This is a genomic window from Microbacterium sp. Be9 (assembly GCF_011754135.1).
GTDB classification, from domain to species: Bacteria; Actinomycetota; Actinomycetes; order Actinomycetales; family Microbacteriaceae; genus Microbacterium; species Microbacterium maritypicum_A.
Window position 1 is genome coordinate 230,718 of sequence record NZ_WNWT01000006.1, and the last position, 26,212, is coordinate 256,929.

Sequence of the window (26,212 nt, forward strand, 5' to 3'; positions counted from 1 at the left end):
CGAATCCGGAGGGGACCGGCGTGTAGATGAGCCAGAGCCCGACGGTCAGATTCCATCGCGGTTCGCTCTCCACCCCCGAATGCTACCGACCGAAACGCATACGCTCACGCAACATCGGATGCGGTGAGGTGGGCGTATGGCTCACTCCGCTCACTCTCGCCCGTCGTCCGGCCCGCGGTTCCTCGTCGCGGGCCTCGCGGCTCTGGCGGTCGTCGCCGTCACGCTGACGCCGCGCCGGTTCGCGAGCCCTGCTCGTGCGCTCTTCATGGACCTCGCCCATGTCTTCGCGGCGCCTCTGGTCGAGCCGATGACCTTCATCGAGGTGGAGAGCACCCTCAACGCACTGCTCTTCGTCCCTCTCGGAGCCGCGGTGGCGCTTGCGCTCAGCCGGCGGCTCTGGATGCTCGCGCCCGTGCTCGTCTTCTGTGCGTCGTTCGCGATCGAGAGTGTCCAGGCCGCGATCCCTGGGCGTGTCCCTGACGTGCAGGACATCGTGTGGAACACGATCGGCGGGATCATCGGCGCCGTCGCGGTGGGAATCGTGCGAGGGCTCTGGGCCCTGGGGCGACGGCGTTCGTGAGGACGCCGTGGGCCCACGCGCCTATCGGGCGGCGTTGCGCCGAGGCGGAGCGTCATCCCATCGGGGTGACGGGAGGTGCAGCAGCACCAGACCGATGCCGGCGATCACGGAGTTGCGGAAGGCGGGGTCGAGCCCGTTCCACGACGTGGAGCGCCACATCTGGAACCACTCGCCGCCGATGGAGATGAATCCGCCCACGAAGAGCAGGATGATCATCACGAGTCCGATCGACGACCACACGCGGGCGGCGTGGAAGCCGTGGCCGAGGAATCCGCGCACGAAGAACACGACCGCGACGATCAGGACGATCGCGCTCAGCGACTCCCAGATGATCACGCCGATGTACGCGATGTTCCACAGCACGGGATTGTCGATCGCCCGCCACATCACGTCAGGGTCGAGACCTTTTCCGGCATCCTGACCGAAGTTCGTGGTGTCCATCGCCAGCACATGCTGCACGAAGTCGAAGTTCGTGCCGTAGTCGGTGATGTTGCCGAGGGCGACGAGGAAGATGTAGAGCCCGTTCACGAGGACGAGCGCGGCTGCGGCGAAGGGCAGCGAGCCGAGAAGGTGCCAACGAGGTGAGCGCAGCGGTGCGTCGGTCGTAGTCATGACCAGACAGTATCGGTCGGCTGTCCTCGCGTCGAGGATGGCCTCAGTCGCGCGGTCGACGGGGATCCCGGGTCGTTTCCGGGAAGCGTGGGAGCATCCGCGTCGACACTCCGGCCGCCGCGACGACGAGTGCGAGCGCGGCGAGTCCGATCGGCAGTGTCGCAGCGACCGCGATGCCGCCGACGAGCACGGGCCCGCCGGCATCCCCGAGTTCGCGCCCGAGCTCCGCCGTGCCCATCGTGCGGCCCATACGCTCGTGCGGTGTGGTGTCGGCGAGGTGTGCGAACGCGAATGGTGTGGCGAAGCCGATCCCGATTCCGAGAAGTCCCGCGGCGACGTAGAGCCCGGGCAGTGCGGGGACGAGTGCGGCCGTCATGGTGCCGGTGGTGATGGTCGCAAGGCCCAGCGCCATCCCCGCTCGATCGCTCATATGGGCGCTGTCGCGCAGTCTTCCCGCCCAGGGTTGAGTGAGCGTCGAACTCAGTGCCAGGACGGACGCGAGCGCGATGCTCGCGAGCAATGGCGCGTCCTGGCCGCTCGCCATGGCGGGGAGGAAGCCGATCGATGCGCCGAGTGCCCCTGTGGAGGCTGCCAGGGCCAGGGTAGGCACGAGGAACCCCCGCTCGGTCGTCTGGCGGACGAGGTCTGCGACGGTGTAACGCGGGCGCGGGAGGGGATCGAGGCGGGGGAGGGTGACCGCCACCCAGAACGCGGTCAGGATCGCGACGGCGCTCAGAATGGTGAAGAGGAGCGCGAAGCCACCCGTGAAGATCAGTGCGGCGCCGATGAGTGGACCCAGCGTGTAGCCGAGTCCCTTCCAGGAACCGTATCTGCCGAAGTATCGCCCCTTCGCGCCCGGGGCTGCGAGCCGTGCGACCGTTGCAGAAGAGGCCGGCGAGAATGCCGACGCCGCCGCGCCCTGCCCGAGCCGCGCGACGGCGAGGGCGATGGTGTTCGACGACCACAGCCCCACGAGCGACACGATCCCGAAGGCGAGGAGCCCGAAGACGATCACGGGTTTGGCGCCGATGCGGTCGGCCAGCGAACCGAAAACCGGCTTGAGGAACACCTCGGCGAGGTCGTAGACAGCCAGGAGCGCGCCCATCCGCAGGAGGTCGAGACCAATGTCCTGCCCCGTCGCCCCGATGCCGGCCGCGATGCTGTGGGCGCCGAACGCAGTGACGAACCCCGCGGCGTAGAGCGGGGCGATCGTCCGCGCGGCGACCGCCGGCTCGCTCACGCGTGAACGGCCTGGTAGACGAGGTCCGTGAACCGCGCGAGCTCGGCGACACATGTGGCGAGTTCACGGTCGGCCTCCTTGGATGAAGGGGATCCGAACACGTCGCGGCTGCGAATGGTGCGATGCCACCGCTGCAGGCGATCGAGGCTCTGCTCCTCCTCTTCGAGCTCGGCAAGAGTGAACTTCTTCTTGTCGATCTCGCGCGCGATCTCGGCCTCGTACTTCTTGCAGTCGGCGATGAACTCCGTCCAGTCATCGGCCCGCGCAGCATCGAAGAGTTCTCGAAGCGCGGCGGTGTCGCCCCCGTCTGCCTGGGTGCGGAGTACGAGGATGGCGCCGTCGCCGCGCTGAGCGAGGGCGCGGGCGCGCTCGACTCCCGCGACGCACGCCGGAACCTCCGGGACCACCCAGGTTCCCTGCCCCGCAGGGACCGCACCGAACTGGCGCAGCTCTCGCCAGACCGCGACACGGTGCCTCGAGGGAGTTGCGGGCACCTGGACCAGGAGCACGAGCCAACGATCGAGATTCGTCACAGTGAGAATGTAACAGTCGTTACATCCCTTCGGTGAAGAGTTGCCGGATACCGTGGAGGGAAGCGATCGCGAGCAGACAGGGAGGGGCGAGCCTTGGCGAATGACTCCGGGAGCGACGTGCGCATCCGAGACGGCTATGCCGCGCGTGCCACCGAGTACACGGAGCTGTTCGGGGACATCGGGCAGATGGATGACATCGACCGGGAGCGCATCGGACGCTGGGCGGATGGCATCGACGGGCGCATTCTCGATGTCGGCTGCGGACCCGGGCACTGGACCGCCTTCCTCGTCGATCGAGGCGCTGACGCCGAGGGCATCGACCTCGTGCCGGAATTCGTCGACGATGCCTCCGCACGGTTCCCGCAGGTGCCGTATCGGGTGGCGTCACTGACCGACGCCGACGTCCCGGCGGGCTCACTCGGTGGCGTGCTCGCCTGGTACTCGCTGATCCATGCGGCTCCGGATGAGTTGCCGTCCCTGCTCGCGGCCGCTCGGCGCGCGATCCGCGAGGGCGGTCACCTGCTGATCGGGTTCTTCGACGGGAAGGACGGCGAACCTTTCCCGCACGCGGTCACCACGGCGCACTACTGGTCGGTGGACGGGATGTCGGCGCTGCTCGAATGCGCGGGGTTCTCCGTGCTCGACAGCGATGCGCGGGTACAGGACGAACGGCGCCCGCACGCGTCGATCAGCGCCGTCGCGTTCTGATCGCAGCGTGCGGACGTGCGGTGTCGATCAGGCGAGACTGCGGAAGAACTTCCGGATGTCCTCGGCGAGAAGCTCCGGCTCCTCCATCGCCGGGAAGTGCCCGCCCTCGGTGAACTCGCTCCAGTGGCTGATCGCACCGGTCGGATCCATCGTGCGCCGGATGAGCGGATGGGCGTCGAAGACAGCCCAGCCGGCCGGTACCCCCGCGGGCATGGCGAAGCCGACCTCGGCGTGCTCCGACTCGTAGAAGAACTGCGCGACGGAAGCGCCACTGCGGGTGAACCAGTACAGGCTGACATTCGTCAGGAGCTGGTCGCGATCGACGTCCGGTGCCCGGTGGCCGCTGTCGATCCTGCGGGCGAACTTCTCGACGATCCACGCGAGCTGACCGACGGGCGAGTCCGTGAGCGCCGGTCCGATCGTGTCCGGTCGATGGTTGTGCATGCCGATGTAGCCGCGCTCTGCCGCACTCGCGACGTGTGCGGCCTCGAGCTGGGCGAGCTCTTCCTCTGACAGGCCATCGGGGGCGGGGAACATGTTGCCGACCAGCCCGAGCCATACGCGGTCGCTGGCGAAATGCGTGCCGATGACGCGGTCGGGGTGGATCCCCGCAAGTCGTCCGGTGATGCCCGTGCCGACGTCGGTGCCATGGGTTACGAACCGGTCGTAGCCGAAGCGTGTCATGATCTCGGCGTAGGCCTCCGCCGTCCGTGCGAGGTCCCACCCGGTACCGGACAGCGGGTTCGAGAAGCCCAGGCCGGGCAGCGACGGGATGACCACGTGGAACTCGTCGGTCAGCAACGGGATCAGTCGCAGGTACTCGACGAACGACGCCGGCCAGCTGTCGCTGAGGAGTAGCGGCGTGGCCTGCGGGTTCGCCGACCGCGCGTGGAGCATGTGGAACGTCTGGCCGTCGATGACCGTCGTGAACTGCTCGTGCATGTTGAGGGTCGCCTCCTGCGCCCGCCAGTCGAAGCCGTCGCGCCAGTACTCGGCGAGCTCCTTCAGATACGGAAGCGGGGTGCCCCGACGGAAGTCGGCGCGATCGTCTCGACCGGGCACGGCAAGCGGCCACCGTGTACGGGTCAGGCGATCGTGAAGGTCATCGACGGCGCCCTGCGGGATGTCGATGCGAAAAGGGGTGAGGGAGGTGTGCTGGGTCATGCTGTTCACGCTCGCAGGCAATGCGGAAGACCAGCTTCCGCATTTGCTGAGAGGATCAGACATGCTCGAGACCTCGGCCCGTCTGCTGGAACTGCTGTCGTTGCTTCAGCTCAGACGGGACTGGACGAGTTCCGCACTCGCCGACCGACTGGGTGTGAGCACGAGAACCGTGCGCGCCGACGTCGGCAAGCTCCGCTCGCTCGGCTATCCCGTGGATGCGCGTCCCGGAGTCGCCGGTGGGTACCGGCTGGCTGCGGGGGCGGCGATGCCTCCGCTGCTGCTCGACGATGACGAAGCCGTCGCCGTCGCGGTCGGCCTGGGGGCGGCGGCGACCTGGCGGCTCGGCGTCGAAGAGACCTCGCTCACCGCCCTCGCCAAGCTGGAACAGGTGATGCCCGCCCGCCTCCGCCGCCGTGTCGACGCGATCCGGAAGGCGACCAGCGTGGTTCCCGGAGCCGAACCCCCACTCGATCTCGCAGCACTCAGCACGGTCGCCGCGGCGATCCGCGGTCACGAACGGCTCCGCTTCGGCTACACGAAGCCGGGTGGCAGCGAAGAGCCGCGGCATACCGAACCGCAGCGGCTGGTGAGCTGGGGGCCGGTCTGGTACCTGCTCGCGTGGGACCTCGATCGAGACGACTGGCGTATCTTCCGCGTCGATCGCATGATTCCGCGGGTGCCGACCGGGGTGCGCTTCCGACCCCGCGCGATCCCGGAGGGCGATGTCGTCGAGTACGTCGTGCGTCGTGTCACGGAGACCTCCACTTCGTGAGGCTCAGGCGGGAGCACTGGGCAGTCGGAAGGTCGTCCGGGGGATATCGTCGACGAAGCGGTGCGCCAGCGCGAAGGCCTGCTCCTCGGTGAGGCGGTGCTCTGCGACGAGAGTGGACAGGTAGCCCGCATCGAGCCGCCGGGACATGTCATGGCGCGCGGGAATGGAGCAGAAGGCCCGGGTGTCGTCGACGAACCCGCTGGTCTTCGTGAAACCGGCGCTGTCCGTCACGGATCGGCGGTAGCGGGAGATGGCGTCGGGGGTGTCGAGGAACCACCACGGTGCACCGGCGTACACAGACGGGTAGAAGCCGGCGAGTGGACCGATCTCTCGACTGAACGCGGTCTCGTCGACCGTGAACAGCACCATCCGGAACGTCTCGTCGGTGCCGAAGTCGTTGAGGATCGGGGTGAGCGGACGCGTGAAGGCGGCGACGTCGGGCAGGTCGTGTCCGCTGTCCGGGCCGAAGCGCGCGAGCGTGTCTCGGTGGTGGTTGCGGATCACGCCCGGGTGCAGCTGCATCACGAGTCCGTCCTCAGACGACATCTCGGCGAGTCGGTACAGCATGTTGCGGCGGTATGCCGTCGCGGCTTCCGCGGTGACGTCCCCCCGGAGCCCGGCGGCGTGGATGCGCTCTGCGTCGGCACTCGTCAGCGGCTGCGAGCCGGCGTCGAGCACACCGGTGTCGGTGGCCGTGCCGCCCGCCGCCCGGAATGCGGTCCGTCGGCGGCGCAGCGCGTCGAGCAACCCGGCGTAGTTCCCGGCATCGGTGCCGGCAGCTTCCGACAGCTCCGAGAGTGCAGCCGACCATCCCTCAGCCGACGGGTCCATGTAGCGGTCGGCGCGAAACGTCGGAAGCACGTGTCCGCGGAAGGACGGATCGTCGCGCAGTCGTGCATGCGCGGCGAGGTCGTCGGCGGGGTCGTCGGTCGTCGCGAGCACCTCGATGCGGAAGCGCTCGAACAGCGCCCGTGGGTGGAATGCGGGGATTCGCAGTTGCGCGTCGATGTGTGCGTACAGCTCATCGGCATTGCCCGCGCTCGGCTGCTCGGTCACCCCGAACACCTCGGACAGCGACGACTCGAACCAGTAGCGCACCGGCGTTCCGAGGAAGACGTCCCAGTTCGCGCAGAACGCCCGCCACACCTCCTGCGGATCGGCGGGTGCGGCTCCGCGACCCAGCGCGCCGAGGGGCACACCGACGGCGTGGAGCAGGCGCAGCACATAGTGGTCGGGAGTGATCAACAGCGTCGCAGGATCGGAGAACGGTTCGTCGTCGGCGAGCAGCGCGGCGTCGACGTGCCCGTGCGGCGACAGGATCGGTGCCGCAGCGACCGCGTCGTACAGCCGGCGGGCGAGCTCGCGCACGCCGGGATCGGCGGGGAGGAGTCGGTCGGCGTGCGGGCTGAGCGCAGTGTTCATGAGTCTCCTCCAGGGGTGCGGCGGGGTGCGGAGCCGGTCGACTCCCGCACGGTCAGGTGGGTGGGCAGTGCGGCGATGTGCCGTCGGTTGAGCGCGCCCGCTCCGATGCGCTCGCTCTGCAGGCGGTCGAGCAGCATCGACACGGACAGGCGTGCGGCCTGCTCGATCGGAGCGGTGAGGGTCGTGAGTGGCGGGTTGCAGAAGTCGGCGCCGAAGATGTCGTCGCAGCCGACGATGCTCATGTCCTCCGGAACGCGCACGCCGCGTTCCTTGAGCCGGATCAGCATGCCGATCGCGAGGAGGTCGTTGAAAGCCACGCAGGCGGTCGCACCGGTGTTCAGCGCGGCATCCGCCGCCGCCGCTCCCGCCTTCGTGCGGGGCTGGTACGGCCCCACCTTCGTGTGCTCGATCCCGAGGCGCTCGCACGCGGCCGCCACGGCCCGCCAGCGGAGATTGCTCGCCCAGCTGGTCGGGGGACCGGCCACGTAGCAGATGCGTCGATGCCCCAGGGAGGCGAGGTGCTCGACGGCCTGGTCGAAGCCGAGCGGCGTGTCGATGAACACCGACGGCACTCCGGGCACGGCACGGTTCAGGGCCACGAGGGGGAGCTCGGTGCTGAGCTCGGCCAGCCGCTCGTCGGACAGGCGGGACGCGGTCAGGATCGCTCCGTCGTAGGAGCTGCGCAGTTCTTCGAGGGTGCTCTCCTCCATCTCGGGCGACTCCTCGGTGTGCACCAGGATCTGCGAGTAGCCCGCCACCCGCAGGGCCTGCTGGGTACCGCGGATGATCCCGAAGTAGAACGGGTTCGTGACGTCGGAGACCAGCACGGCGACCATGCGGGTCGACGGCGTCGATGCGGTGCCGGAGGCGGCGGTGGGCGTGTAGCCGAGGTCCTTCGCGACGCGGATGATGCGGTCGCGGGTGCCGGGGTTGCCACGGCCGGGGACGGCGAGGGCGCGCGACGCCGTGGAGATCGCGACGCCGGCGGCATCGGCCACATCGGCGAGCGTCGGCCGGTGCGAAGGCGGTGTGGGGGACGACATGGGGCAACAGAATCACAAGATGGCAATTACTGGCAATGAATTGCTAACAATTGCCACGCTTGCCTACCTTGGCGAAGACGCAGTCACGTCCACTCACTGTCTCGAAGGAGAGTTCAATGAAGTCTCGACCCCTGATCGCCCTCGGGGCGATGGCCGCAGCAGCGATCGCGTTGACCGCATGCTCGGGATCCACCGCCGGCACGGACGACGGCGACGCCGGTGGCACCGTCGACGGGACCGGCCAGACGCTCACGGTGATGATGGCCGCGAACGGTCTCTACCCCGAGCAGCAGAAGGAGTGGTTCGGGAAGGTCTCCGATGCCTTCGAGGAGAAGACCGGAGCGAAGGTCGAGTTCGAGACCTTCGCGAGCGCCAACGACGAGCTGACGAAGATCCAGACTTCTGTGCTCTCCGGACAGGGTCCCGACGTCTACGGACTCGGCACCACTTTCACCCCGACCGCGTACGCGACGGGCGCCTTCGTGAAACTCACCGAGGCCGACTGGGACAAGGTGGGAGGCCGCGACCGCTTCGTGCCGTCCACCCTCGGTATCTCCGGCCCCAGCGAGGACGACGAGATCGCCGTCCCGTTCGTGAGTCGCCCGTTCGTGATGGCCTACAACACCGAGCTGCTCGCCGCTGCCGGCATCGACGAACCGCCCACGACGTGGGACGAGCTGACGGCCGCCGCCGAGAAGATCGAATCCGGAGACGTGCACGGTCTCGCGATCGGATACGCCGACAGCTTCGACCCCTGGAAGTTCGTCTGGGGCATGAGCGTGCAGGCGGGCAATCCGCTGATCGATGTCGAGGCCAAGAAGGCGGAGATCGACGATCCCGCCGTGGCCGCCGCCTACGACACCTACTTCGGCTGGTACCAGGACGGACTCGTCGACCCGGCAGCCATCGGCTGGAAGAACGCCCAGGCCGTCGCCGCCTTCGCCGAGGGCAAGGCCGCCTTCCTTCCGATGACCTCGGCGAATTCGAAGCCCACGTTCGCGGGTTCCCCCGTCGCCGACTCCTACGCCTACGCCCTCCTCCCGACCATCCCGCCGGGGGAGACCGAACTCCCCAAGGGCGGCGAGGAAGCGGCCAGCATCCTCTCGGGAGACAACCTCGTGGTCGCCCAGTACTCGCCGAACCAGGACCTCGCGTTCGCGTTCATCGAGATGCTCACCAGCACCGAGTCGCAGCTCGACTACTTCGACACGTTCGGCGAGCTGCCGACGGGGGTGGAGGCGGCCGCACAGGTCGAGAAGGACAACCCCGATCTGAGCGCCAACGTGCAGGCGGCCTCGCAGTCGGTCGCCACTCCGTTCACGGGCGCCTGGGGTGACACGCAGCTCGCGCTGACCAACGTCGTCGTGCAGTCGCTGCCCGCGTTGCAGGGGGGAACGCTCAGCCAGAGCGACATCGCCGCGGCGATCGCCGAGGCCCAGGCGAGTTCGCAGTCCGCGCTGGACAAGTCCAAGTAGCGACGCGAGGACGCGCACATGGCGATCGCGACCGATACGCGTCGGAAACGCACCGACGACACGCCGCCGAGCGAGCGGCCCCGCCCGCTGTGGATGCTGCTCCCCGGCGGGGTGCTGATGACGCTGCTGATCCTGGTGCCGCTGCTGCTGGCCTTCTGGATCTCGATGCTCGATCTCGACCAGTACACGATCAGGCAGTGGCTGCAGGCGCCGTTCGTCGGCCTGGGAAACTTCGTCGAGGCGTTCTCCACTTCTCCGCTGGTGCGGGGGATCTGGCTGAGCGTCAGCTACGCACTGATCGTGTCGGTCGCGGCGATCCCCCTCGGCGTCACGGCGGCGCTGGCCACGCAGAACGCCTTCCGCGGCCGTGGGCTGGTGCGCTCGGTGTACTTGATCCCGTACATCCTCCCCGCGTTCGTCGTGGCGACCGTCTTCCGGGCGATGTTCCAGCCCGAGGGCGTCGTGGACGAGGCCTTCGGCGTCTTCGGCGTCGATCCGGGGCTGTGGTTGAACGGACCGCAGAGCTATTGGACCCTGGTGATCACGCAGCTCTGGGTGAGCTGGCCGTTCGTGTATCTGCTGACCCTCGCCGGTCTCCAGGCGGTGGATGCGGAGGTGCACGAGGCGGCGGCGCTCGACGGCGCCGGCTGGGGGATCAAGCTGCGCAAGGTGATCCTGCCGTACCTGCGCGGATCGATCCTGCTGGCCTTCATCCTCACGTTCCTGCACAGCATCAACGCCTTCACGATGCCGTTCGTGCTCTTCGGGATCCCGGCCCCCGTCGATGTCGAGGTCCTGCCGGTCCTCACCTACGTCACGGCGTTCCAGAGCTTCCGGTTCGGGCTCTCCGCGGCGATGGCGGTCGCCTCTCTCGCGATCGTCGCGATCCCCCTGTTCGTCTACCTGCGCGCTGTGCGCCTCGACACCGGAGAGGACGCGAAGCGATGAGCGTCACCACCACGATCGCGCAGGTCAACCCGCGCCGGAGCCGCCCGGGCGGTCACAGCCAGGTCGACCGCCTGCTGCCGCGTCCGCTTCTCGTCGCCGCGAACGTCGTCCTGTGTCTGCTGGTCTTCGGGCCGGTCTCGTACATGCTGTTCGCCTCGATCAACGCCGATGTCGCGGTCGCCGGCGGCGCGTACTGGCCGACCGAGCTGCGTCTCGACAACTACATCAAGGTCTGGCGCAGTGTCGATCTCGCCGGAGGTCTGGCCAACAGCCTGCTGATCTGCGGGGCGGTCGCGGTCGTCTGCGCGGCCGTGGCCGTGTCGATGGCCTGGGTGCTGGTGCGGTTCACCTTCATCGGACGCGTCACGATCCTTCGGGGTCTGCTCGGCCTGCAGTCGGTTCCGGGAACCCTCATGCTGCTGCCGGTGTTCGTGATGTTCTCGACGCTGTCGTCGGTGCTGCGCATCCCCACCATCGGCACGCACTGGTCGGTGTTCGTCACCTACCTCACCTTCGCGCTGCCGTTCTCGACCTGGGTGATGGTGACGTACATCCGCGGGCTGCCGCGCGAGCTCGAAGAAGCCGCCCGCATCGACGGCGCCTCCAACTTCCGCGTCCTCACCCGCATCGTGCTGCCGCTGAGCTGGCCCGGGATCGTGGTCTCCGCGATCTTCGCTTTCCTGCAGGGGTGGAACGACGTGCTGTTCGCCTCGGTCATGACCAACCGCGACAGCCGGACCGCCGCGGTGGCCCTGCAGATCTTCGGCGCGACGCAGGAGACGGGGGCGGTGCCGCTGTACGGACAGATGATGGCGGCCTCGCTCATCTGCGCCATCCCCGTCGTCGTGTTGTACCTCGTGTTCCAGCGTTATCTCGTAGGCGGTCTCACCGCAGGAGGAGTGAAATGACCCCGTGGAAGCTCTCAGGATTCGGTGACGAGATCGATCCCGATCCGGCCGTGCAGATCGCCGTGCTCCAGGCGCTCGGCGCGCGGCATATCGAGGTGCGCAGCGCGTGGGGGGTGAACATCGTCGATCTCGATGAGTCTCAGCTGACGCAGCTCGCGGCCGTCGTGCGCGAACGCGGCATGTCGGTCTCGGCGGTCGCCTCGCCGATCGGCAAGGTCGACGTGTCCCTACCGGTGGAGCACGAGGTCGGTCGACTGCAGCGGGCGATCCGTGCCGCCGACGTCCTGGAGACCCCGTATATCCGCATCTTCTCGTTCTTCCGCGACGAGAACCTTTCGGCCGAAGACATCCGCGACGACGTGCTCGTGCGCATGGCGGCGCTGGCGCGCACCGCCGAGGCGGCCGGGGTCACCCTCGTGCACGAGAACGAGAAGGACATCTACGGCGACATCCCCGCACGCGTGCTCGACGTGATCGAGTCGGTCGGTTCGGACCGGCTGCGCATCGCCTGGGACAACGCCAACTTCGTGCAGGTCGGCGTCCGTCCGTTCACCGACGGCTACGCGATGCTGCGACCGCACCTCGAGTATCTGCAGCTGAAGGATGCGCTCGCAGCGACCGGCGAGGTGGTCCCGGTGGGCGAGGGCGACGGCGAGCTGCGCGAGACCCTCACCGCCCTGCGCGACGACGGCTATGCGGGGTTCGCCTCGCTCGAACCGCACCTCGCCGACGTGAACGCCCTCGGCGGGTTCTCCGGCCCCGAGGCCTTCGGCCGCGCCGGTCGGGCCCTGCGCACCCTCACGGACGAGATCGGAGTGACCCTCTCATGACCGACGCAATCCTCGACGTCGCGATCGTCGGATGCGGCATCATCGGCGTCAATCATGCCCGAGCGATCGCGAGCACTCCCGGCCTGCGCATCGTCGCCGTCGTCGACGAGGTGCCGGCGGCGACCGCACGGCTGGCCGACCTCGTCGTCGACGAGCTGGGCGGCGCGCGACCGTCGGCCCACGCCGAGATCGAGTCGATCCCCGCCGATGTCGATATGGTCGTGATCTGCACCCCGAGCGGCTCCCATGTCGAGCTCGCCGAACGGGCGGTCGCCCGCGGGATGCACGTCGTGCTGGAGAAACCCCTCGACGTGTCGATGGAGCGCGGCCGCCGATTAGCGGAGATCGCCAGGGACGCGGAGACGCGCGGCATCCGGATCTCGGTGATCAGCCAGCACCGCTTCGACCCCGGTGCCGTGGCCGTCGCCGACGCCGCCCACTCCGGACGCCTGGGACGGATCACGAGCGCGGTGGCCTCGGTGCCCTGGTGGCGCTCTCAGGAGTACTACGACTCGGGCGCCTGGCGAGGCACCTGGGAGCTCGACGGCGGAGGCGCCGTCATGAACCAGGGCGTGCACACCGTCGATCTGCTGCTGTGGTTCCTCGGCATGCCGGTCGAGGTGTTCGCCCACACCGCGCTGCTCGCACACGAGCGGGTCGAGGTCGAAGACGTCGCCGTGGTCACGGTGCGCTTCGAATCGGGGGCGCTCGCCGTGCTGCACGCCACGACCGCGGCCTTCCCCGAGCAGCCGGTGCGGCTGGCCGTGCACGGTGCGCAGGGGACCGGCATCATCGAGAACGACCAGCTCGCCCGGCTGTGGATCGACGGCGAGCCGACCGACCGCAGCGCCGACTGGGTGCCGGAGGGGCATCGACTCGGCGACGACCGCAACCCGCAGGCATTCGCCGAGGGCCACGCCCGTCAGTACGCCGACATCGTCGAGAGCATCCGCGACGGGCGGGCTTCCCGCGTCGGGGTGCCCGAGGCGCTGCGGGCGCTCGCCGTCGTGCGCGGCATCTACGTCTCGGCGACCACCGGCTCGCCGGTGCGCATCGCCGACCTGATCGACGGCACCGTCGACGACACGAACGTGCGGACAGGAGGCATCGCATGAAGTTCTCCGTGTTCACCGCGGCGACCCCCGACTGGGAGCCCGCGGAAGCGGCCCGCCGCATCGCCGCGATCGGCTACGACGGCATCGAGTGGCGCATCACCGACCAGGACGAGGCGGATCCGCCCGGGTTCTGGGCCGGGAACCGTGCGACCTGGCCGCTCACCGGGCTCGAGGGGGCGGTCGCCGAGATCGCCCGCATCACCCGCGAGGCCGGGCTGGAGTTCAGCGGCATCGGCGGCTATGCGCTCGCGCCGGACCGGGACGACGTGCTGCGGACGCTCCGGGCGACCGCAGACCTCGGTGCGCGTCAGGTGCGAGTGCGCATCCCCTTCAACGACGCCGAGGACTATCGCTCGGTGTTCGCGCAGACCAGGGACGACCTGGCGTGGGCCGCGGAACAGGCGGGGACACTCGGCGTGAAGGTGCTGGTCGAGCTGCACCACCAGACGATCTCGTCGTCGGCGTCGGCCGCCCTCCGGCTGGTCGACGGCATCGATCCGCGCACCATCGGCGTGATCCACGACCTCGGCAATCTCGTGATCGAAGGTCAGGAGGATACTCGTGCCGGGCTCCAGCTTCTGGGCGAGTACCTCGCTCACGTGCACGTGAAGAACGCGGTCTGGCAGCGCACCGGGCAGACCGGGCTCGATGGAGATGTGCGCTGGGAGTCGGTGTGGGCGCCGCTGCGCGAGGGCATCGCCAGTGTGCCGGACTACTTCCGTGCTCTCGCCGAGGTCGGGTACGACGGCTGGGTTACGCTGGAGGACTTCTCGACGGATGCTCCGCTGGAAGAGCGACTGGTCGACGACCTCGCCTTCCTCCGCGCGTGCGCCGGTGCCGCGGGCATCGGATCGTGACCGGGCCGGCGCGCACGCAGCATCCCCCGGTCCGTGCCGCTCATCTGGGGATGGGCGCCTTTCACCGCGCCCATCAGGCCTGGTACACCCAGCAGGCGAACGACCGCGCAGGCGCGGACGACGGCTGGGGCATCGCCGCTTTCACCGGACGCACCCCCGAGGCCGCGGAACTGCTGTCACGGAACGACGGCGTCTATACCGTGCTGGAGCGTTCGGCCGAGGGGGATCGGGCGACGACCGTGCAGTCGATCGTGCGCGCGGTCCCCGGATCGGATGAGGCGTCCTGGCTCGCCGTGCTCGCCGATCCGCAGGTCGCCGTGCTGACCGTCACCGTCACCGAGGCGGGGTACTCCGCCGGTTCCGCGGTGCCCGGACGTATCGCCGACGGCCTCGTCGCTCGGGCGGACACCGACGCAGGACCCATCGCGGTCGTGAGCTGCGACAACCTGCCGCGGAACGGACGGGTGCTGCGCGACGCGGTGCTCAAGGCCGCCGGCACCGAGGCTGCGCGCATCTCGGACACCGCGTCGTTCGTCGACACCGTGGTCGACCGGATCACCCCGGCGGTCACGGCAGTCGACATCGATGCCGTGCGGAAGCTCACCGGCCTCGACGATCCGTCCACCGTCGTGACCGAGCCGTTCACGGAGTGGATCCTCGCCGGAGAGTTCCCCGGCGGCGCACCGGACTGGGCGCAGGGCGGTGGACGATTCGTGGCCGACGTGGGTCCGTACGAATCGCGAAAGCTCTACCTGCTCAACGCCGGCCACAGCTTCCTCGCGGCCGCCGGTCGTCTGCGGGGATACGAGACGATCGCCGAGGCGTTCGACGACCGCGACCTCCGTGGCGACACCGAAGCGCTCTGGGCCGCCCAGCGGACCGCGGTCGATCTGCCTGCCGCAGAGCTCGACGGATGGCTCGACGACCTGCGCGTCCGCTTCGCGAACCCGCGCATCGCCCATCGACTCGACCAGATCCGCCGCGACAGCCCGATCAAGGTGGCGCTACGGCTCGTGGCTCCCGTGCGCCGACGGCGTGAAGACGGACTCGCCGTCGACGAAGCACAGGTGCACGCCCTGGAGACCTGGATCCGCTCGCTCCTCGAACTCGACCCGACCGACACCGCGACGGCCGCCGTCGCGCGCACCATCGGCGCCGTGCCCGAGAGCGACCGCACGCGCACCGTCATCGACCACCTCACTCCCGAAGGGACCCTCGCATGAGCATCGTCAAGGCTGAGGTCATCGTCACCAGCCCGGACCGGAACTTCGTCACCCTCAAGCTCACGACCGCCGACGGCGTCTCGGGCCTCGGCGACGCGACCCTCAACGGGCGTGAGCTCGCCGTCGTCGCGTACCTCACCGAACACGTCGTCCCGCTGCTGATCGGCGCCGACGAAGACCGCATCGAGGACACCTGGCAGTTCCTCTATCGGAGCGCGTACTGGCGGCGAGGCCCCGTCACGATGGCCGCCGTCGCCGCGGTCGACATGGCACTCTGGGACATCAAGGGCAAGAAGGCGGGGATGCCGGTCTACCAGTTGCTGGGCGGGGCATCGCGTTCCGGCCTGCTCGCCTACGGTCATGCCTCGGGAAAAGAGCTGCCCGAACTCTTCGACTCCGTGCGCGCGCACCTCGACCAGGGGTATCGGGCGATCCGTATCCAGACGGGTGTTCCCGGGCTCAAGGCCATCTACGGCATCGCCTCGCAGGCTGCAGACACCGGTGGTGGGGAAGCCCGCTACGACCACGAGCCGGCCCGGCGGGGTGCGAAGCCGGTCGAGGAGGATTGGGACACCCGCGCCTATCTGAACCACCTGCCGGGCGTCTTCGAGGCGGTGCGCAACGAGTTCGGCCCCGACATCCCCCTGCTGCACGACGGCCACCACCGGATGACGCCCATCCAGGCGGCGAAGCTCGGCAAGGCACTCGAACCGTACGACCTCTTCTGGCTCGAGGACTGCACCCCCGCCGAGAACCAGGAGGCGCTGCGGCTCGTGCGTCAGCACACGACGACACCCCTCGCGATCGGCGAGATCTTCAACACCGTCTGGGACTTCAAGGACATCATCCGCGATCAGCTCATCGACTACGTGCGCGGCGCCGTGACGCACATGGGCGGCATCAGCCCGCTGAAGAAGACGCTCGACTACGCGGCGATGTATCAGATCAAGTCCGGCATGCACGGGCCCACCGACATCTCGCCGGTCGGCATGGCGGCGGCGATGCACCTCGGCCTCGCCATCCACAACTTCGGCATCCAGGAGTACATGCAGCACGGCTCGCGCACCGACAGGGTGTTCCAGCAGTCCTTCACCTGGCGCGAAGGCCTGCTGCACCCGGGCGACAAGCCGGGCCTGGGCGTCGAGCTCGACGTCGACGAGGCGGGAAAGTACCCGTATGAGCGGGCCTATCTGCCGTACAACCGTCTGGCGGATGGAACGGTGCACGACTGGTGACCAGCGAGTCTCGGCCGATCGTCGTCATGGGGGTGTCCGGGGTGGGCAAGACCACGGTGGGGCGGGAACTCGCGCGTCGGATGGGTGTCGCATTCATCGATGCGGATGATCTGCACGGGCCGGAGAACATCGCGAAGATGGCAGCCGGTGCTCCGCTCGACGACGACGACCGATGGCCGTGGCTCGACCGGGTGGGGGCGGCGCTCGCCGCAGATCCGGCGGTCGTCGTCGCCTGCTCGGCCCTGAAGCGCAGCTACCGTGACCGGCTGCGCGCCTCGGCCCCGGCCGTCGTCTTCGTGCACCTCGACGCGCCCCGAGAACGGGTGGTCGCGCAGACCACCGCGCGCCGGGACCACTTCATGCCGCCTGCGCTGCTGGCGTCGCAGCTGCAGGCGCTGGAGCCCCTCGGGCCGGACGAGCAGGGGATCGCGGTGACCGTGGATGCCGCGCCCGAAGAGCTCGTGGAACGCATCTGCCAGGCCCCCGTCTGACCGCACCCGCCTCAGGGGATCGGCACCGCCCGGTCCGCTCCGAGGCGCTTCATGACCATGGTCGAAGTGAGCCGCTGCACGCCCGGCAGGGCCCCGAGGGTGTTGTCGTAGAGCTCCTGGTAGGCACTCATGTCGCGGGTGAGGATGCGCAGCATGTAGTCGGGGTCGCCGAACAGGCGCTGGGCCTCGACCACCGCGGGGATCGCCACGACCGCCTCCTCGAACGCCACGATCGTGTCCTTGTCGGTGCGTCCGATCGTCACGAACACGATGGCCTCGAACGTGAGGCCGACGGCTGCGGGCGCGACGACCGCGCGGTATCGCTCGATCGCTCCGGACTGCTCCAGTTCCTTGAGTCGGCGATGGCACGCGGACAGGCTCAACCCGACCTGGGAGGCGAGGTGCGTCGCACTCATCCGTCCGTCATCCTGCAGCAGGGAGAGGATCTCCCGGTCAAGTGCGTCCATGGTGACAATTCTTGCAGGTGAAGGGCGCGATCACCCGAAGAATCGGAGCACCTTTCGCGTGATCCTTCGTAGTCTCTTCCTCGGATTGAGGAGGACCGATGGATATCGCTCTGGTCATGCAGTTCTGGGTGGTCGCCGTGATGCTGGCGCTGACCCCCGGAGCGGACTGGGCGTATGCGATCTCCGCCGGCCTGCGCGCCCGCTCGATCGCGCCTTCCATCCTCGGGATGATCGCCGGGTACACCGTCGTGATCGTCGCCGTCGCGCTCGGTCTCGGAGCGCTGGTCACCGCGTATCCGGTAACCCTCACGACCCTGACCGTGATCGGCGCGCTCTATCTGATCTTCCTCGGTGCGACGTCGCTGGCCACACGCCCTGCGCCGATCGCGGAGAGCGGCGAACCGGTCGCCACCGGGGGGTGGGGGCAGTTCCTGCGGGGATCCGGTGTGAGCGGGATCAACCCGAAGGGGCTCCTGCTGCTGCTCGCCCTGTTGCCGCAGTTCACGAGCCCGCACGGCTGGCCGTCGACGACACAGATGCTCGCCCTCGGCGGCTTGCACCTGTTCAACATCGCGATCGTCTACACGACAGTGGGGCTGCTCGCCCGTCGTCTCCTGCGCACCCGGCCGCGTGCGAGCTCTGTGGTCACCCGGATCGCGGGCATCGCCATGACCGTCATCGGCGTCGGCATCCTCGCGGAGCAGGTGATCGAGTGGCTGTGAGCGCCTACGTCTCTCTCCCGTCGATGCCGTCTTTTCTCTGGTCGATACCGTCTGCGATCTCGACCTGCCGCAGTAGCGTCGGAGGGAGGGCGGCGATCGGCGGGAGAAGAGGGGCTTCATGACTTCCAATGGACGGACGAACGCGGCTCTGCAATTGCTGCTGCCGGCGTTCCTGCTCGGGGCGATCATCGCGATCTCCTTCCTCGAAGCCCCGTTGAAGTTCCTCGCGCCCGGCGTCACGATCCCGATCGGTCTCGGCATCGGTCGACTCGTCTTCACCGCGCTGAACGTGCTCGCGGGTGTCGTCCTGGTCGTGCTCACAGCCGTGAGTGCCCGGGCGAAGGCCGGACGCACGACCCTGGTGATCCTCGGTGTGATCTGGCTGGTGTTCCTTCTCGAGATCGCCGTCATCCGCCCGGTGCTCAACCGGCGCAGCGATCTGGTGATCGCCGGGGCCGAGGCGCCGGGCACGAATTGGGCGCACTATGCGTACATCGCCGCCGACGTGGCGATCATCGGGCTCCTCATCGCATTGGTCGTCGTCACCGTGCGGCGGGTCCTGCCGTCGGAAGCGCGATAGTCGACCGCTCCGCACCTCTTCCGAAAGCCCACGCATTCCGATCTATCGGCATACAGATTCCCTGAACGCGGCCACCTCCATCACGGCAGTGAAATGTTGAATGTTGCCGGCCGGATCCTGGCCGGACATCAACCGGAGGAACACCATGAAACTGAAGAACCGAATCGCCGCTACCGGCATCACCATCGCCGTGGCCGCGGGTGTCGCGCTCATCGGCGCACCGGCCGCCAACGCTGCCGAAGCCCAGGTCGACAACTACGGAGCCGTGAACTACCCCTTCGCGCCGAGCGATGACACGAGCGTCGGCCAGGCGGGAATCGGCTGGGTGCGACTTGCCGACGGCACGCTGGGCCAGGAGTCCGAGCAGACCTTCGGATCGGCCGCGAAGGTCACTCTCGACGACAACGTCGATGTGGTCCAGGCCGGAGAGAAGGTGCGCATCACGGTCACCGCGACCAACCGCTCCAGCTTCACTCGCCTGATCTCCACGGCGATCCCGACGGCCTACGGTCTGACCGTGACCGGTGCCGAATCGTCCCTCGGCGAGCCAATCGTCAGCAGCAGCCATGTCTTCGCCTCCTTCGGCGAGCTGGAGCCGGGCGAGACCGGCACGGCGGTCATCACGGCCGAGGTCGGTGACGTCGCCCCCGGAACCACTCTGCAGACCCGCGCCTACGTCTATCAGGACCTCTCGGGTCCGATGTCGCAGATCAGCGACACGAACACCGTCATCGGCTGAATCGGCCGCTGACACGTGCGGTGGGTTCTTCGGAATCCACCGCATTTCGCTGTTCGGTCAGGGGCGGACGCGGACCGTGCGTCCCTCGAAGGTCACCAGGTCGCCGTCGCGCAGCTGACGCCCGCGTCGGCGATCGACCTCGCCGTTCACGGTGACGTATCCGTCGATGATCACCTCTTTGGCGTCGCCGCCGGAATCGAGGAGGCCGGCGAATTTGAGGAACTGCCCGAGGCGGATCACCTCACCGCCGATGGAGATGTCGTCGATCGGTGCGGAGTTCGTCATCCTTGAATGCTAATCGGCTTCGACCAAGTCCGGATGCGACGATGCCGCCGCTCGGGCGGGGCGGCGGCATCATCTCGAGTCGGGCGCATCGGGTTCGCCCGACAGGCCGCAGGGGGCTGCTCCTCGAACGACTCGGTCCCCCCCCCTCGAACAGCTCAGTCGGTGTCGGTTCCGACGACCGCGAAGTCGACGCCGAAGTCGATGTCGATCGAACGGTTGTCCGACGTGAGGACGGAGGCGTCGTAGGGGCTCACGTCGTCGCCGTCGACATCGAGGTCGGTGATCATGCCTTCGGCCTCGGCGAGTGCCGCCGAGACGAGGGCGCGGATCGTCTCGTCGTCGAGCGTGAGCGCGGGGCCGGTGTCATCGCCGTCGGCCACATCGGTCGAGATGACGGATGCGGCGAGGTCCTTGTCGACACGGACCTCGGTCTCATCGCCCGCGGTCGTCGTGAGCTGCACCTCCCATGTGCCGTCGCGCTTCGCATCGATCGAGGTGACCTCGCCGTCGGCGGCTCCGCGTGCCGCATCCGCGATCGCGATGAGTTCGTCGGCGGATGCCGTGCCGATGCCTGTCACCGGGCCGCGGCCGTTCGAGGGGGCGTCGCCGCGGTCGTCGCCGCGGTTGCCCTCACGCGGGGCGTGGTCATCCGCGTCGTCGTGGCGGGGACCGTCGGACATGGAGGAGCGGTCGTCGTCGCCGAACTCGTCGCCGATCGCGGCACCGACCGCGATGCCGCCGCCCGCCAGGACCACGGCTGCCGCGATGCCCCCGCCGATGAGCAGTGCGCGCTTGCGCCCGGGCTTCGGCGCGGGAGCCGCGGGAGCGGGCTCGGCGGTGGGGAACGTCGGGTGCTGCCCGGAACCTGCTGCCGTGGCAGCCGCATCCGGAGTCGGGGTCACCGGTACGGTCTGCGCATCCGGGGTGCCCTGTGCGGTCTGGTCGGAAGCTGGCGTCTGGTCGGGAGTGGGTGTTTTGTCGTCCATGTCTCGATGGTGCCGCGCAGGCGCTGAAGCCATCCTGAAGCGTCCTGAAGACCTCTTCAGGAACCGGACTTCCGGCCGGTCAGGTGCTGAGGGGGAGGGTGAGGACGAAGCGTGCGCCGCCCCAACGGGAGTCGTCGACCGTGAGGGTTCCCCGACTGCGGGTGGCGATGCCGCGGGCGATCGCGAGCCCCAGTCCGCTGCCTCCGGCGTCGCGGCTGCGGGCTTCGTCGAGGCGCACGAAGCGCTCGAAGATGCGCTCGCGTTCCTCGGCCGGCACCCCGGTGCCGTCGTCCTCGACCGTGACGAACACGTGGCCGTCGGACGGGATCACCCCGATCGCGATGCGTCCTCGGCTGTGGCGCGCAGCGTTGTCGGCGAGGTTGCGCATCAGTTGGCCGAGCAGCCGCGGGTCGCCGTGCACGCGCGCGGCGTGGATGCCCGAGCCGTCGACGTCGATCCCCGCTGCGCGGAGCCGACGCACTTCCCCGAGAGCGATGTCGTCGAGGTCGACCGCTTCGTCAAGCGTGCCCGCGCCTTCGTCGAGACGGGCGAGCAGCAACAGCGATTCGACGATCCCCTGCAGACGCAGCCCTTCCTCCGACACGACATCGGCGAGTTCGCCGATGCTCGTCACGTCGGGGTGGGCCTGGGCGAGCTCGGCGTGTTGACGGATCGTCGCGAGCGGGGATCGCAGTTCGTGCGAGGCGTCCGAGACGAAGCGCCGTTGCGCGGTGGCCGCCGCGTCGAGTCGGTCGAGCATGCCGTTCATGGTGGTCGCGAGTGCGGCGATCTCATCCGCGGTCTCCGGCACCGGCACCCGCTGGTGCAGGCGCTCGGCGGTGATGCCGTCGACCTCTTCGCGGATGCGCTCGACCGGGCGGAGCGCGCGACCGACCACGAGCCAGGTGGTCACGGCCACGAGCAGCAGCAGCAGGGGGACCGCGACGGCGAGCAGCGTCGCGACCGTCGCGAGGGTCTCGGCATCGTCATCCATCGAGACGGCGAGCACGAGCGTCTGATCGCCGTCGATGTCTTCCGAGACCACCACGACGGTGTCGCCGTCGACGGTGGTCGTTTGCGGGTCGTCATCGGCGGGGAGCGGCGTCGAACCCAGCTTGTCGCGAGCCTCCTCGCTCGCCGCGCGTACCGACCCGTCCGGACCGAGGATCTGCAGGATCTCGTCGTCGAGCGCGTCCACGCCCTTGCCGCCCGGCCCACCGGCACGTTCGGCGAGCTCGCTGAGCCGCTGCTCCGCGGCGCGTTCGGTGCTGCCGTGGATGCTCGCGCTCAGCACGCCGTAGAACGAGAAGGCGCCGATGAGCAGGGCGACGGCGACGACGACGGTGGCGCCGAGCGTCGTCCTGCCGCGCACTGAGCGCCAGCCGCGGCTAGCCACCGTCAGCCGCCAGCCGATAGCCCGCCCCGCGGATGGTCTCGATGGCCTCGCGCCCGAACGGTTTGTCGAGCTTGCGGCGCAGGTGTCCGACGTAGACCTCGACGATATTGGGGTCGCCGTCGAAGTCGTCGTCCCAGACGCCGTCGATGAGAGCCCGCTTCGACAGCACCTGGCCGCGATGACGCATGAGGTACTCGAGCACCGAGAACTCCCGTGCGGTCAGGGTCACGGGCGTCTCCCCGCGCCAGACGCGGTGCGCGGCGGGGTCGAGTCGGAGATCGCCGGCTTCCAGAACGGCCGGACGGGCGACGGCACCGCGGCGCACGAGGGCCCGCAGGCGTGCGACGAGGATCGCGAACGAGAACGGCTTGGTGACGTAGTCGTCGGCGCCGGTCTCGAGCGCCTCCACCTGATCCCACTCGCCGTCCTTCGCCGTGAGCATCAGCACGGGCGTCCAGTTCTCCTCGGCCCGAAGCGCCTCGCACACCTTCCAGCCGCTCATGCCGGGCATCATGAGGTCGAGCACGATCGCGTCGTACCGCGTCTCGCGTGCGCGCCAGAGTCCGTCGACGCCGTTGTGTGCCACGTCGACGGCGAAGCCCTCGGCCTCGAGGCCGCGGCGTACGCCCTCGGCGAGACGCACCTCGTCGTCCACCACCAGGATCCGCATCCCTCCAGTGTGGTGGCTCCACGCTGAATCCGGGCTGAAGCGGTCGCCTCGCCATACTCCGACTCGAAGAAGTCAGTCGGCGAGAGCAGCCTGGATCTCACGGATCACTTCGCCGAGGGTGCCGGAGTCGAGCAGCCCGGGGCCGAGCGGGCCGGCGGAGTCGGTGCCGAGGGGCGGCAGGCGTCGGAGTGCGGTGGCGGCGTCGACGGAGAGCATGCGGAGCTGCCATCGCACCTCTTCGACACGTGCTCCGCGAGCATTCGGGTGGGCCAGCTCGACGGCCTTCGCGGCGTAGGCGGCTGCTCCGAGCGCGTGCGCGCCCATGTGTGCGACTCCTGCGGCCTGGGCTGCCGAGCGGGCCGCGGCGACTCCGGCGGGCGATGTGGCGCTGTGGGCAGCCCGGCCGGCGACGAAACGTCGACGGATCTCGCCCGCAGCCGTGAGCTCGCCCCGCGCGAACGCCCGTGCCCTGGCGATGGCGTCCCGGGCCCGAGCGTCGTCGGGCGCCTCGGCCTCGAACAAGGGCAGCACCCGCTCTGCGCAGTCAGCGGCCCACACCGCGACGGTGCGGCGGTCTGCGTCGGTCATGCCCTGTGGGGTCGTCATGCTCACCTCGCTCGGCGTTCGATGCGTGATCGTGCGGCCTCGTGCGCCTCGCGAAGAAGGGTGAGCACCGCATCCGCCGTCCGTTCCGCAGGGTTGATCACGCACACCCAACCGGACGTGCCGTAGAGCGGATGCCGGTGGAACACGTCGGCCTCGGTCGGATCGGCGTCAGCATCCACGATCGACTCGGTCTGTGCGCGCCCGACGTGGATGTTCACCCGGAAGCGTCCTGGAGCGTCCAAGGCGGACGAGGTGTCTTCCGGGTAGTCCTTCGTGATGATCGTCCCGTATGGCTGGGTGCGCTCCGGCATCCGCCCATCGGGTGCGTAATAGAGGTAGGCGTCTCCCCATGACAGCTCCGGAAAGTCGCTGCCGGGCCCGGGCGCGACGACGAGGACACCGTCGAAGCCACGGACCGTCTCGATGATCTTCTGCATTTCCATCCTTCAATGGTGAGGTGGAAGTGCTTATGTGGACTTCTGTCCGTAAGCGAAGGGGGAAAAGGTGCAGAACCCTCAAGAGGCGACATTCACGACGGTGCAGCTCGGACGGCTGGTCGGCTACTCGACCCAGCAGGTGCGCGATCTCGAGCGCCTCGGCGTCATCCCCGCGGCAGAGCGCGGTGCGAACGGGTATCGCCGGTATCGGATGCCGCATGTCACGGCCCTGCAGGCGTACCGCGCGATGGCAGCCGCGCTCGGCCCGGTGCCCGCCCGCCGGCTCATGCCGGACCTGATCGAGGGGACGCTCGAGCGAGCCGCCGAGCGGATCGACGATCTGCACGCGAACCTCTCCCGTGAGCGTTCTCGGGTGCGGGAGGCGCTGAGCGGACTCGATGTCGCCGTGGCCGAGGCCGACGACGTGTTCGCCGAGGAGGACGCGATGACGATCGGCGAACTCGCCCAGGCGCTGGGCATCCGTCCGTCGGCCTTGCGTCACTGGGAGCGCGAGGGGCTCGTGCATCCGCTTCGTGGCACCGCGTCGACGCGTTCGTACGGCTCCGCCGCGATCACCGAGGCGCGAGTCGCAGCCGCCCTTCGCTCCGGCGGCTACGGCATCCCGGCGATCGCCCGCATCCTCGACGAGGTGCGCACGCACGGTCGCACCTCCGAAGTCCAGCGGATCCTCACGGAGAGGCTGGCCGACCTCACGCGCCGTAGCGTCGCCCTGCTCGGTACCGCGGGGCACCTGCACGACCTGCTCGCCGACCGTCTCCCCGGGGCGGGATCGTCGGTCACTCCCGAGCGCTGATCAGTGCGGCGAGCCGCTCGACGATCGGATTCGCGTCGAGCGGATCGGTGATGATCGCGGTGATCGCCTCGAACGGGAGGACAGGAAAGCGAGCGGCGGCACCGACCTTCTCTTCGCTGGCCAGCACCACGGTCTCCGTGCACCGCGAAGCGAGTGCCCGCTTCGTCACCGCGTCGTCGAGCTCACCCGTCGTGAGACCGTGCACGGGATCGACGCCGGTCACGCCGAGGAAGAACACATCGGCGGCGAGGTGCTGGATGGCCTCCATCGCGAGTCCTCCGCCGGTGACCAGGGAGTGCCGGGTGAGTTCCCCGCCGATCATGACCACACGGGCGTCGGAGTGTTCGGCCACGGAGAGCGCGACGACCGGACTCGGGGTGATGACCGTGATGCCGGCGCCGGAGGGGAGCAGCCGAGCCATCGCGAGGGTCGTGGTCCCGGCGTCCAGCACGATCGTCGCTCCGGGACGGATGCGCGCGACGGCCGCACGTGCCACCCGCTCCTTGCTCTCGGTCGCGAGGCCGTGCCGGTCGCGCACCGGTCGTTCGGGCTCGGGGATCGGCAGGGCGCCGCCGTACACCCGCTGGAGCTTCCCCTCCTCGGCGAGTTCGCGGAGATCTCGGCGGATGGCGTCTTCCGACACTCCGAGCTCGTCGGCCACCGCTTTCGCGACGACGCGTCCGTCGCGGGCGAGAAGGTCGAGCAGGTGGTCCTTGCGTTGCGCAGCGAGCATTTGTTCCCTCACGAAGTTGCACGATTGTGCATGATTCAGACTACAGTCATCTCCATGACGAAGCCACTCCTGATCCTCATCGCCGGCCCCTATCGCTCCGGGACGAACGGCGACCCCGACCTCATCGCCCGGAACCTCGCGCGCCTGGAGGAGGTCTCGGGCCCGATCTTCCGCCTCGGCCACGTGCCGATGATCGGGGAGTGGGTCGCGCTGCCGATCCTGCGCACGCTCGAGCCGGCCGACTCCGATGCCGATGCCGATGCCGGTGACGTCATGTACGAGACCGCGCACCGCCTGCTGCAGCACTGCGACGCCGTGCTGCGCCTGCCGGGGGAGTCGTCCGGTGCCGACAAGGACGTCGAGATCGCGCAGCAGCGCGGGCTGCCGGTCTACCGCTCCCTCGAGGAGATCCCCCGGCGGTGATTCCGTAGGCTGGAGGTATGACCAAGAACCTCTGGACCATCCTCGGCGTCATCCTCGCCGTCGTGATCGCGTGGTGGATCGTGAGCGCCCTGTTCTCGGTCCTCGCGTTCATCTTCAAGCTCGCGATCGTCGCGGTCGTGGCCGTGGTGGTCTTCCTCGTCCTGCGTGGGATCTTCGCCCGCAGCGACGACTGACCCA

At 68.9% G+C, this 26,212-nt stretch carries 32 protein-coding genes; 18 read left to right on the plus strand and 14 right to left on the minus strand.

Translation table 11 applies throughout. The features are described from left to right. The first annotated feature begins 136 nt into the window (after positions 1-136). Positions 137-580: a VanZ family protein gene (locus GLO27_RS11985; RefSeq protein WP_021199430.1), complete on the plus strand. Its 444-nt coding sequence runs from the start codon at positions 137-139 to the stop codon at positions 578-580. 21 nt (positions 581-601) lie between these two features. On the opposite strand, the gene GLO27_RS11990 is transcribed toward GLO27_RS11985, so the two are convergent. The 3 genes from GLO27_RS11990 to GLO27_RS12000 are packed head-to-tail and all read right to left on the minus strand — an operon-like array spanning position 602 to position 2,965. Further along, positions 602-1,192 (minus strand): DUF2165 domain-containing protein, encoded by a 591-nt coding sequence (locus GLO27_RS11990; RefSeq protein WP_167255065.1) that lies wholly within the window; start codon positions 1,190-1,192, stop codon positions 602-604. A gap of 43 nt (positions 1,193-1,235) precedes the next feature. After that, the gene (locus tag GLO27_RS11995) at positions 1,236-2,432 is read right to left on the minus strand and encodes an MFS transporter (protein WP_029268004.1); all 1,197 of its coding nucleotides are present in this window, start codon (positions 2,430-2,432) and stop codon (positions 1,236-1,238) included. Continuing rightward, positions 2,429-2,965 (minus strand): Chromate resistance protein ChrB, encoded by a 537-nt coding sequence (locus GLO27_RS12000; protein WP_167255069.1) that lies wholly within the window; start codon positions 2,963-2,965, stop codon positions 2,429-2,431. The genes GLO27_RS11995 and GLO27_RS12000 overlap by 4 nt, the downstream gene beginning before the upstream one ends. Positions 2,966-3,058: 93 nt before the next feature. On the opposite strand from GLO27_RS12000, the gene GLO27_RS12005 reads away from it, so the two are divergent. Next, complete coding sequence (locus GLO27_RS12005; protein WP_167255071.1) at positions 3,059-3,673, plus strand: class I SAM-dependent methyltransferase; 615 nt, start codon at positions 3,059-3,061, stop codon at positions 3,671-3,673. A gap of 27 nt (positions 3,674-3,700) precedes the next feature. On the opposite strand, the gene GLO27_RS12010 is transcribed toward GLO27_RS12005, so the two are convergent. Further along, complete coding sequence (locus tag GLO27_RS12010; protein ID WP_167255073.1) at positions 3,701-4,837, minus strand: epoxide hydrolase; 1,137 nt, start codon at positions 4,835-4,837, stop codon at positions 3,701-3,703. 61 nt (positions 4,838-4,898) lie between these two features. On the opposite strand from GLO27_RS12010, the gene GLO27_RS12015 reads away from it, so the two are divergent. After that, positions 4,899-5,609, plus strand: coding sequence for a WYL domain-containing protein (locus GLO27_RS12015; RefSeq protein WP_208323780.1), 711 nt, complete (start codon positions 4,899-4,901; stop codon positions 5,607-5,609). Positions 5,610-5,612: 3 nt separating this feature from the next. Here the strand turns inward: GLO27_RS12015 and uxaC are convergent, their stop codons facing one another. Both uxaC and GLO27_RS12025 read right to left on the minus strand, forming a co-directional pair. Next, positions 5,613-7,031, minus strand: coding sequence for a glucuronate isomerase (gene uxaC, locus GLO27_RS12020; protein WP_167255075.1), 1,419 nt, complete (start codon positions 7,029-7,031; stop codon positions 5,613-5,615). After that, a complete protein-coding gene (locus tag GLO27_RS12025; RefSeq protein WP_021199438.1) occupies positions 7,028-8,074 on the minus strand; it encodes a LacI family DNA-binding transcriptional regulator in 1,047 nt (348 codons plus the stop codon). Before GLO27_RS12025 ends, uxaC begins: the two co-directional genes overlap by 4 nt. A 116-nt stretch (positions 8,075-8,190) precedes the next feature. On the opposite strand from GLO27_RS12025, the gene GLO27_RS12030 reads away from it, so the two are divergent. From GLO27_RS12030 to GLO27_RS12070, 9 genes are read left to right on the plus strand one after another with little or no spacing between them, the layout of a single operon-like run. Then, positions 8,191-9,549, plus strand: coding sequence for an extracellular solute-binding protein (locus GLO27_RS12030; RefSeq protein WP_021199439.1), 1,359 nt, complete (start codon positions 8,191-8,193; stop codon positions 9,547-9,549). Between the two features lie 18 nt (positions 9,550-9,567). Beyond that, entirely contained in the window at positions 9,568-10,497 is a 930-nt protein-coding gene (locus tag GLO27_RS12035; protein ID WP_021199440.1) for a sugar ABC transporter permease, read from the plus strand. Further along, complete coding sequence (locus tag GLO27_RS12040) at positions 10,494-11,405, plus strand: carbohydrate ABC transporter permease (protein ID WP_021199441.1); 912 nt, start codon at positions 10,494-10,496, stop codon at positions 11,403-11,405. Before GLO27_RS12035 ends, GLO27_RS12040 begins: the two co-directional genes overlap by 4 nt. Then, entirely contained in the window at positions 11,402-12,235 is an 834-nt protein-coding gene (locus GLO27_RS12045) for a TIM barrel protein (RefSeq protein WP_021199442.1), read from the plus strand. The genes GLO27_RS12040 and GLO27_RS12045 overlap by 4 nt, the downstream gene beginning before the upstream one ends. After that, the gene (locus GLO27_RS12050; RefSeq protein ID WP_021199443.1) at positions 12,232-13,350 is read left to right on the plus strand and encodes a Gfo/Idh/MocA family oxidoreductase; all 1,119 of its coding nucleotides are present in this window, start codon (positions 12,232-12,234) and stop codon (positions 13,348-13,350) included. The genes GLO27_RS12045 and GLO27_RS12050 overlap by 4 nt, the downstream gene beginning before the upstream one ends. After that, positions 13,347-14,207 (plus strand): sugar phosphate isomerase/epimerase family protein, encoded by an 861-nt coding sequence (locus GLO27_RS12055; protein ID WP_021199444.1) that lies wholly within the window; start codon positions 13,347-13,349, stop codon positions 14,205-14,207. Before GLO27_RS12050 ends, GLO27_RS12055 begins: the two co-directional genes overlap by 4 nt. Continuing rightward, positions 14,204-15,430: a mannitol dehydrogenase family protein gene (locus tag GLO27_RS12060; protein ID WP_292777078.1), complete on the plus strand. Its 1,227-nt coding sequence runs from the start codon at positions 14,204-14,206 to the stop codon at positions 15,428-15,430. Before GLO27_RS12055 ends, GLO27_RS12060 begins: the two co-directional genes overlap by 4 nt. After that, positions 15,427-16,665, plus strand: coding sequence for a D-mannonate dehydratase ManD (gene manD, locus GLO27_RS12065; RefSeq protein ID WP_167255080.1), 1,239 nt, complete (start codon positions 15,427-15,429; stop codon positions 16,663-16,665). Before GLO27_RS12060 ends, manD begins: the two co-directional genes overlap by 4 nt. Beyond that, positions 16,662-17,156 carry a gluconokinase gene (locus tag GLO27_RS12070; protein WP_292777082.1) on the plus strand — a complete coding sequence of 165 codons (495 nt, stop codon included), beginning with the start codon at positions 16,662-16,664 and terminating at the stop codon, positions 17,154-17,156. Before manD ends, GLO27_RS12070 begins: the two co-directional genes overlap by 4 nt. Before the next feature lie 11 nt (positions 17,157-17,167). Here the strand turns inward: GLO27_RS12070 and GLO27_RS12075 are convergent, their stop codons facing one another. Continuing rightward, positions 17,168-17,623, minus strand: a complete 456-nt coding sequence (locus tag GLO27_RS12075) for an Lrp/AsnC family transcriptional regulator (RefSeq protein ID WP_021199448.1) — start codon at positions 17,621-17,623, stop codon at positions 17,168-17,170. 98 nt (positions 17,624-17,721) lie between these two features. On the opposite strand from GLO27_RS12075, the gene GLO27_RS12080 reads away from it, so the two are divergent. From GLO27_RS12080 to GLO27_RS12090, 3 genes are all read left to right on the plus strand, one after another. Then, positions 17,722-18,345 (plus strand): LysE family translocator, encoded by a 624-nt coding sequence (locus tag GLO27_RS12080; RefSeq protein ID WP_021199449.1) that lies wholly within the window; start codon positions 17,722-17,724, stop codon positions 18,343-18,345. A 118-nt stretch (positions 18,346-18,463) separates the two neighbouring features. Continuing rightward, entirely contained in the window at positions 18,464-18,925 is a 462-nt protein-coding gene (locus GLO27_RS12085; RefSeq protein ID WP_031207144.1) for a hypothetical protein, read from the plus strand. A gap of 145 nt (positions 18,926-19,070) precedes the next feature. After that, positions 19,071-19,664 carry a hypothetical protein gene (locus GLO27_RS12090; RefSeq protein WP_021199451.1) on the plus strand — a complete coding sequence of 198 codons (594 nt, stop codon included), beginning with the start codon at positions 19,071-19,073 and terminating at the stop codon, positions 19,662-19,664. A 57-nt stretch (positions 19,665-19,721) separates the two neighbouring features. On the opposite strand, the gene GLO27_RS12095 is transcribed toward GLO27_RS12090, so the two are convergent. From GLO27_RS12095 to GLO27_RS12120, 6 genes are all read right to left on the minus strand, one after another. Next, positions 19,722-19,949 (minus strand): RNA-binding S4 domain-containing protein, encoded by a 228-nt coding sequence (locus GLO27_RS12095; protein WP_021199452.1) that lies wholly within the window; start codon positions 19,947-19,949, stop codon positions 19,722-19,724. A gap of 155 nt (positions 19,950-20,104) precedes the next feature. Beyond that, positions 20,105-20,935 (minus strand): hypothetical protein, encoded by an 831-nt coding sequence (locus GLO27_RS12100; protein WP_167255082.1) that lies wholly within the window; start codon positions 20,933-20,935, stop codon positions 20,105-20,107. A 79-nt stretch (positions 20,936-21,014) separates the two neighbouring features. Then, complete coding sequence (locus tag GLO27_RS12105) at positions 21,015-22,331, minus strand: HAMP domain-containing sensor histidine kinase (RefSeq protein ID WP_167255083.1); 1,317 nt, start codon at positions 22,329-22,331, stop codon at positions 21,015-21,017. Next, entirely contained in the window at positions 22,324-23,001 is a 678-nt protein-coding gene (locus GLO27_RS12110) for a response regulator transcription factor (protein WP_167255085.1), read from the minus strand. The genes GLO27_RS12105 and GLO27_RS12110 overlap by 8 nt, the downstream gene beginning before the upstream one ends. 72 nt (positions 23,002-23,073) lie before the next feature. After that, positions 23,074-23,607 (minus strand): putative immunity protein, encoded by a 534-nt coding sequence (locus tag GLO27_RS12115; RefSeq protein ID WP_167255087.1) that lies wholly within the window; start codon positions 23,605-23,607, stop codon positions 23,074-23,076. A 2-nt stretch (positions 23,608-23,609) separates the two neighbouring features. After that, complete coding sequence (locus GLO27_RS12120) at positions 23,610-24,044, minus strand: DUF6194 family protein (protein ID WP_243844831.1); 435 nt, start codon at positions 24,042-24,044, stop codon at positions 23,610-23,612. 67 nt (positions 24,045-24,111) lie between these two features. On the opposite strand from GLO27_RS12120, the gene GLO27_RS12125 reads away from it, so the two are divergent. Further along, positions 24,112-24,858 (plus strand): MerR family transcriptional regulator, encoded by a 747-nt coding sequence (locus GLO27_RS12125; RefSeq protein ID WP_167255091.1) that lies wholly within the window; start codon positions 24,112-24,114, stop codon positions 24,856-24,858. Here the strand turns inward: GLO27_RS12125 and GLO27_RS12130 are convergent. After that, entirely contained in the window at positions 24,842-25,591 is a 750-nt protein-coding gene (locus tag GLO27_RS12130; protein WP_029260715.1) for a DeoR/GlpR family DNA-binding transcription regulator, read from the minus strand. The two genes, GLO27_RS12125 and GLO27_RS12130, sit on opposite strands and share 17 nt — an antisense overlap. A 54-nt stretch (positions 25,592-25,645) precedes the next feature. On the opposite strand from GLO27_RS12130, the gene GLO27_RS12135 reads away from it, so the two are divergent. Continuing rightward, positions 25,646-26,014 carry a hypothetical protein gene (locus GLO27_RS12135; RefSeq protein WP_021199470.1) on the plus strand — a complete coding sequence of 123 codons (369 nt, stop codon included), beginning with the start codon at positions 25,646-25,648 and terminating at the stop codon, positions 26,012-26,014. Positions 26,015-26,031: 17 nt separating this feature from the next. Further along, positions 26,032-26,208, plus strand: a complete 177-nt coding sequence (locus GLO27_RS12140; RefSeq protein ID WP_021199471.1) for a hypothetical protein — start codon at positions 26,032-26,034, stop codon at positions 26,206-26,208. Positions 26,209-26,212 lie beyond the last annotated feature (4 nt).

What these genes read in the sequence shown, in the direction of transcription:
- GLO27_RS12115 (WP_167255087.1), bottom strand. Translation starts at nt 23,607, where the DNA reads ATGACGACCCCACAGGGCATGACCGACGCAGACCGCCGCACCGTCGCG.
- GLO27_RS12075 (WP_021199448.1), bottom strand. Translation starts at nt 17,623, where the DNA reads ATGGACGCACTTGACCGGGAGATCCTCTCCCTGCTGCAGGATGACGGA.
- GLO27_RS12130 (WP_029260715.1), bottom strand. Translation starts at nt 25,591, where the DNA reads ATGCTCGCTGCGCAACGCAAGGACCACCTGCTCGACCTTCTCGCCCGC.
- GLO27_RS12050 (WP_021199443.1), top strand. Translation starts at nt 12,232, where the DNA reads ATGACCGACGCAATCCTCGACGTCGCGATCGTCGGATGCGGCATCATC.
- GLO27_RS12080 (WP_021199449.1), top strand. Translation starts at nt 17,722, where the DNA reads ATGGATATCGCTCTGGTCATGCAGTTCTGGGTGGTCGCCGTGATGCTG.
- GLO27_RS12090 (WP_021199451.1), top strand. Translation starts at nt 19,071, where the DNA reads ATGAAACTGAAGAACCGAATCGCCGCTACCGGCATCACCATCGCCGTG.
- GLO27_RS12035 (WP_021199440.1), top strand. Translation starts at nt 9,568, where the DNA reads ATGGCGATCGCGACCGATACGCGTCGGAAACGCACCGACGACACGCCG.
- GLO27_RS12135 (WP_021199470.1), top strand. Translation starts at nt 25,646, where the DNA reads ATGACGAAGCCACTCCTGATCCTCATCGCCGGCCCCTATCGCTCCGGG.
- GLO27_RS12045 (WP_021199442.1), top strand. Translation starts at nt 11,402, where the DNA reads ATGACCCCGTGGAAGCTCTCAGGATTCGGTGACGAGATCGATCCCGAT.
- GLO27_RS12140 (WP_021199471.1), top strand. Translation starts at nt 26,032, where the DNA reads ATGACCAAGAACCTCTGGACCATCCTCGGCGTCATCCTCGCCGTCGTG.
- GLO27_RS11990 (WP_167255065.1), bottom strand. Translation starts at nt 1,192, where the DNA reads ATGACTACGACCGACGCACCGCTGCGCTCACCTCGTTGGCACCTTCTC.
- GLO27_RS12010 (WP_167255073.1), bottom strand. Translation starts at nt 4,837, where the DNA reads ATGACCCAGCACACCTCCCTCACCCCTTTTCGCATCGACATCCCGCAG.
- GLO27_RS12040 (WP_021199441.1), top strand. Translation starts at nt 10,494, where the DNA reads ATGAGCGTCACCACCACGATCGCGCAGGTCAACCCGCGCCGGAGCCGC.
- GLO27_RS12025 (WP_021199438.1), bottom strand. Translation starts at nt 8,074, where the DNA reads ATGTCGTCCCCCACACCGCCTTCGCACCGGCCGACGCTCGCCGATGTG.
- GLO27_RS12015 (WP_208323780.1), top strand. Translation starts at nt 4,899, where the DNA reads ATGCTCGAGACCTCGGCCCGTCTGCTGGAACTGCTGTCGTTGCTTCAG.
- GLO27_RS12055 (WP_021199444.1), top strand. Translation starts at nt 13,347, where the DNA reads ATGAAGTTCTCCGTGTTCACCGCGGCGACCCCCGACTGGGAGCCCGCG.
- GLO27_RS11985 (WP_021199430.1), top strand. Translation starts at nt 137, where the DNA reads ATGGCTCACTCCGCTCACTCTCGCCCGTCGTCCGGCCCGCGGTTCCTC.
- GLO27_RS12120 (WP_243844831.1), bottom strand. Translation starts at nt 24,044, where the DNA reads ATGCAGAAGATCATCGAGACGGTCCGTGGCTTCGACGGTGTCCTCGTC.
- uxaC (WP_167255075.1), bottom strand. Translation starts at nt 7,031, where the DNA reads ATGAACACTGCGCTCAGCCCGCACGCCGACCGACTCCTCCCCGCCGAT.
- GLO27_RS12030 (WP_021199439.1), top strand. Translation starts at nt 8,191, where the DNA reads ATGAAGTCTCGACCCCTGATCGCCCTCGGGGCGATGGCCGCAGCAGCG.
- GLO27_RS12110 (WP_167255085.1), bottom strand. Translation starts at nt 23,001, where the DNA reads ATGCGGATCCTGGTGGTGGACGACGAGGTGCGTCTCGCCGAGGGCGTA.
- GLO27_RS12095 (WP_021199452.1), bottom strand. Translation starts at nt 19,949, where the DNA reads ATGACGAACTCCGCACCGATCGACGACATCTCCATCGGCGGTGAGGTG.
- GLO27_RS12100 (WP_167255082.1), bottom strand. Translation starts at nt 20,935, where the DNA reads ATGGACGACAAAACACCCACTCCCGACCAGACGCCAGCTTCCGACCAG.
- GLO27_RS12085 (WP_031207144.1), top strand. Translation starts at nt 18,464, where the DNA reads ATGACTTCCAATGGACGGACGAACGCGGCTCTGCAATTGCTGCTGCCG.
- manD (WP_167255080.1), top strand. Translation starts at nt 15,427, where the DNA reads ATGAGCATCGTCAAGGCTGAGGTCATCGTCACCAGCCCGGACCGGAAC.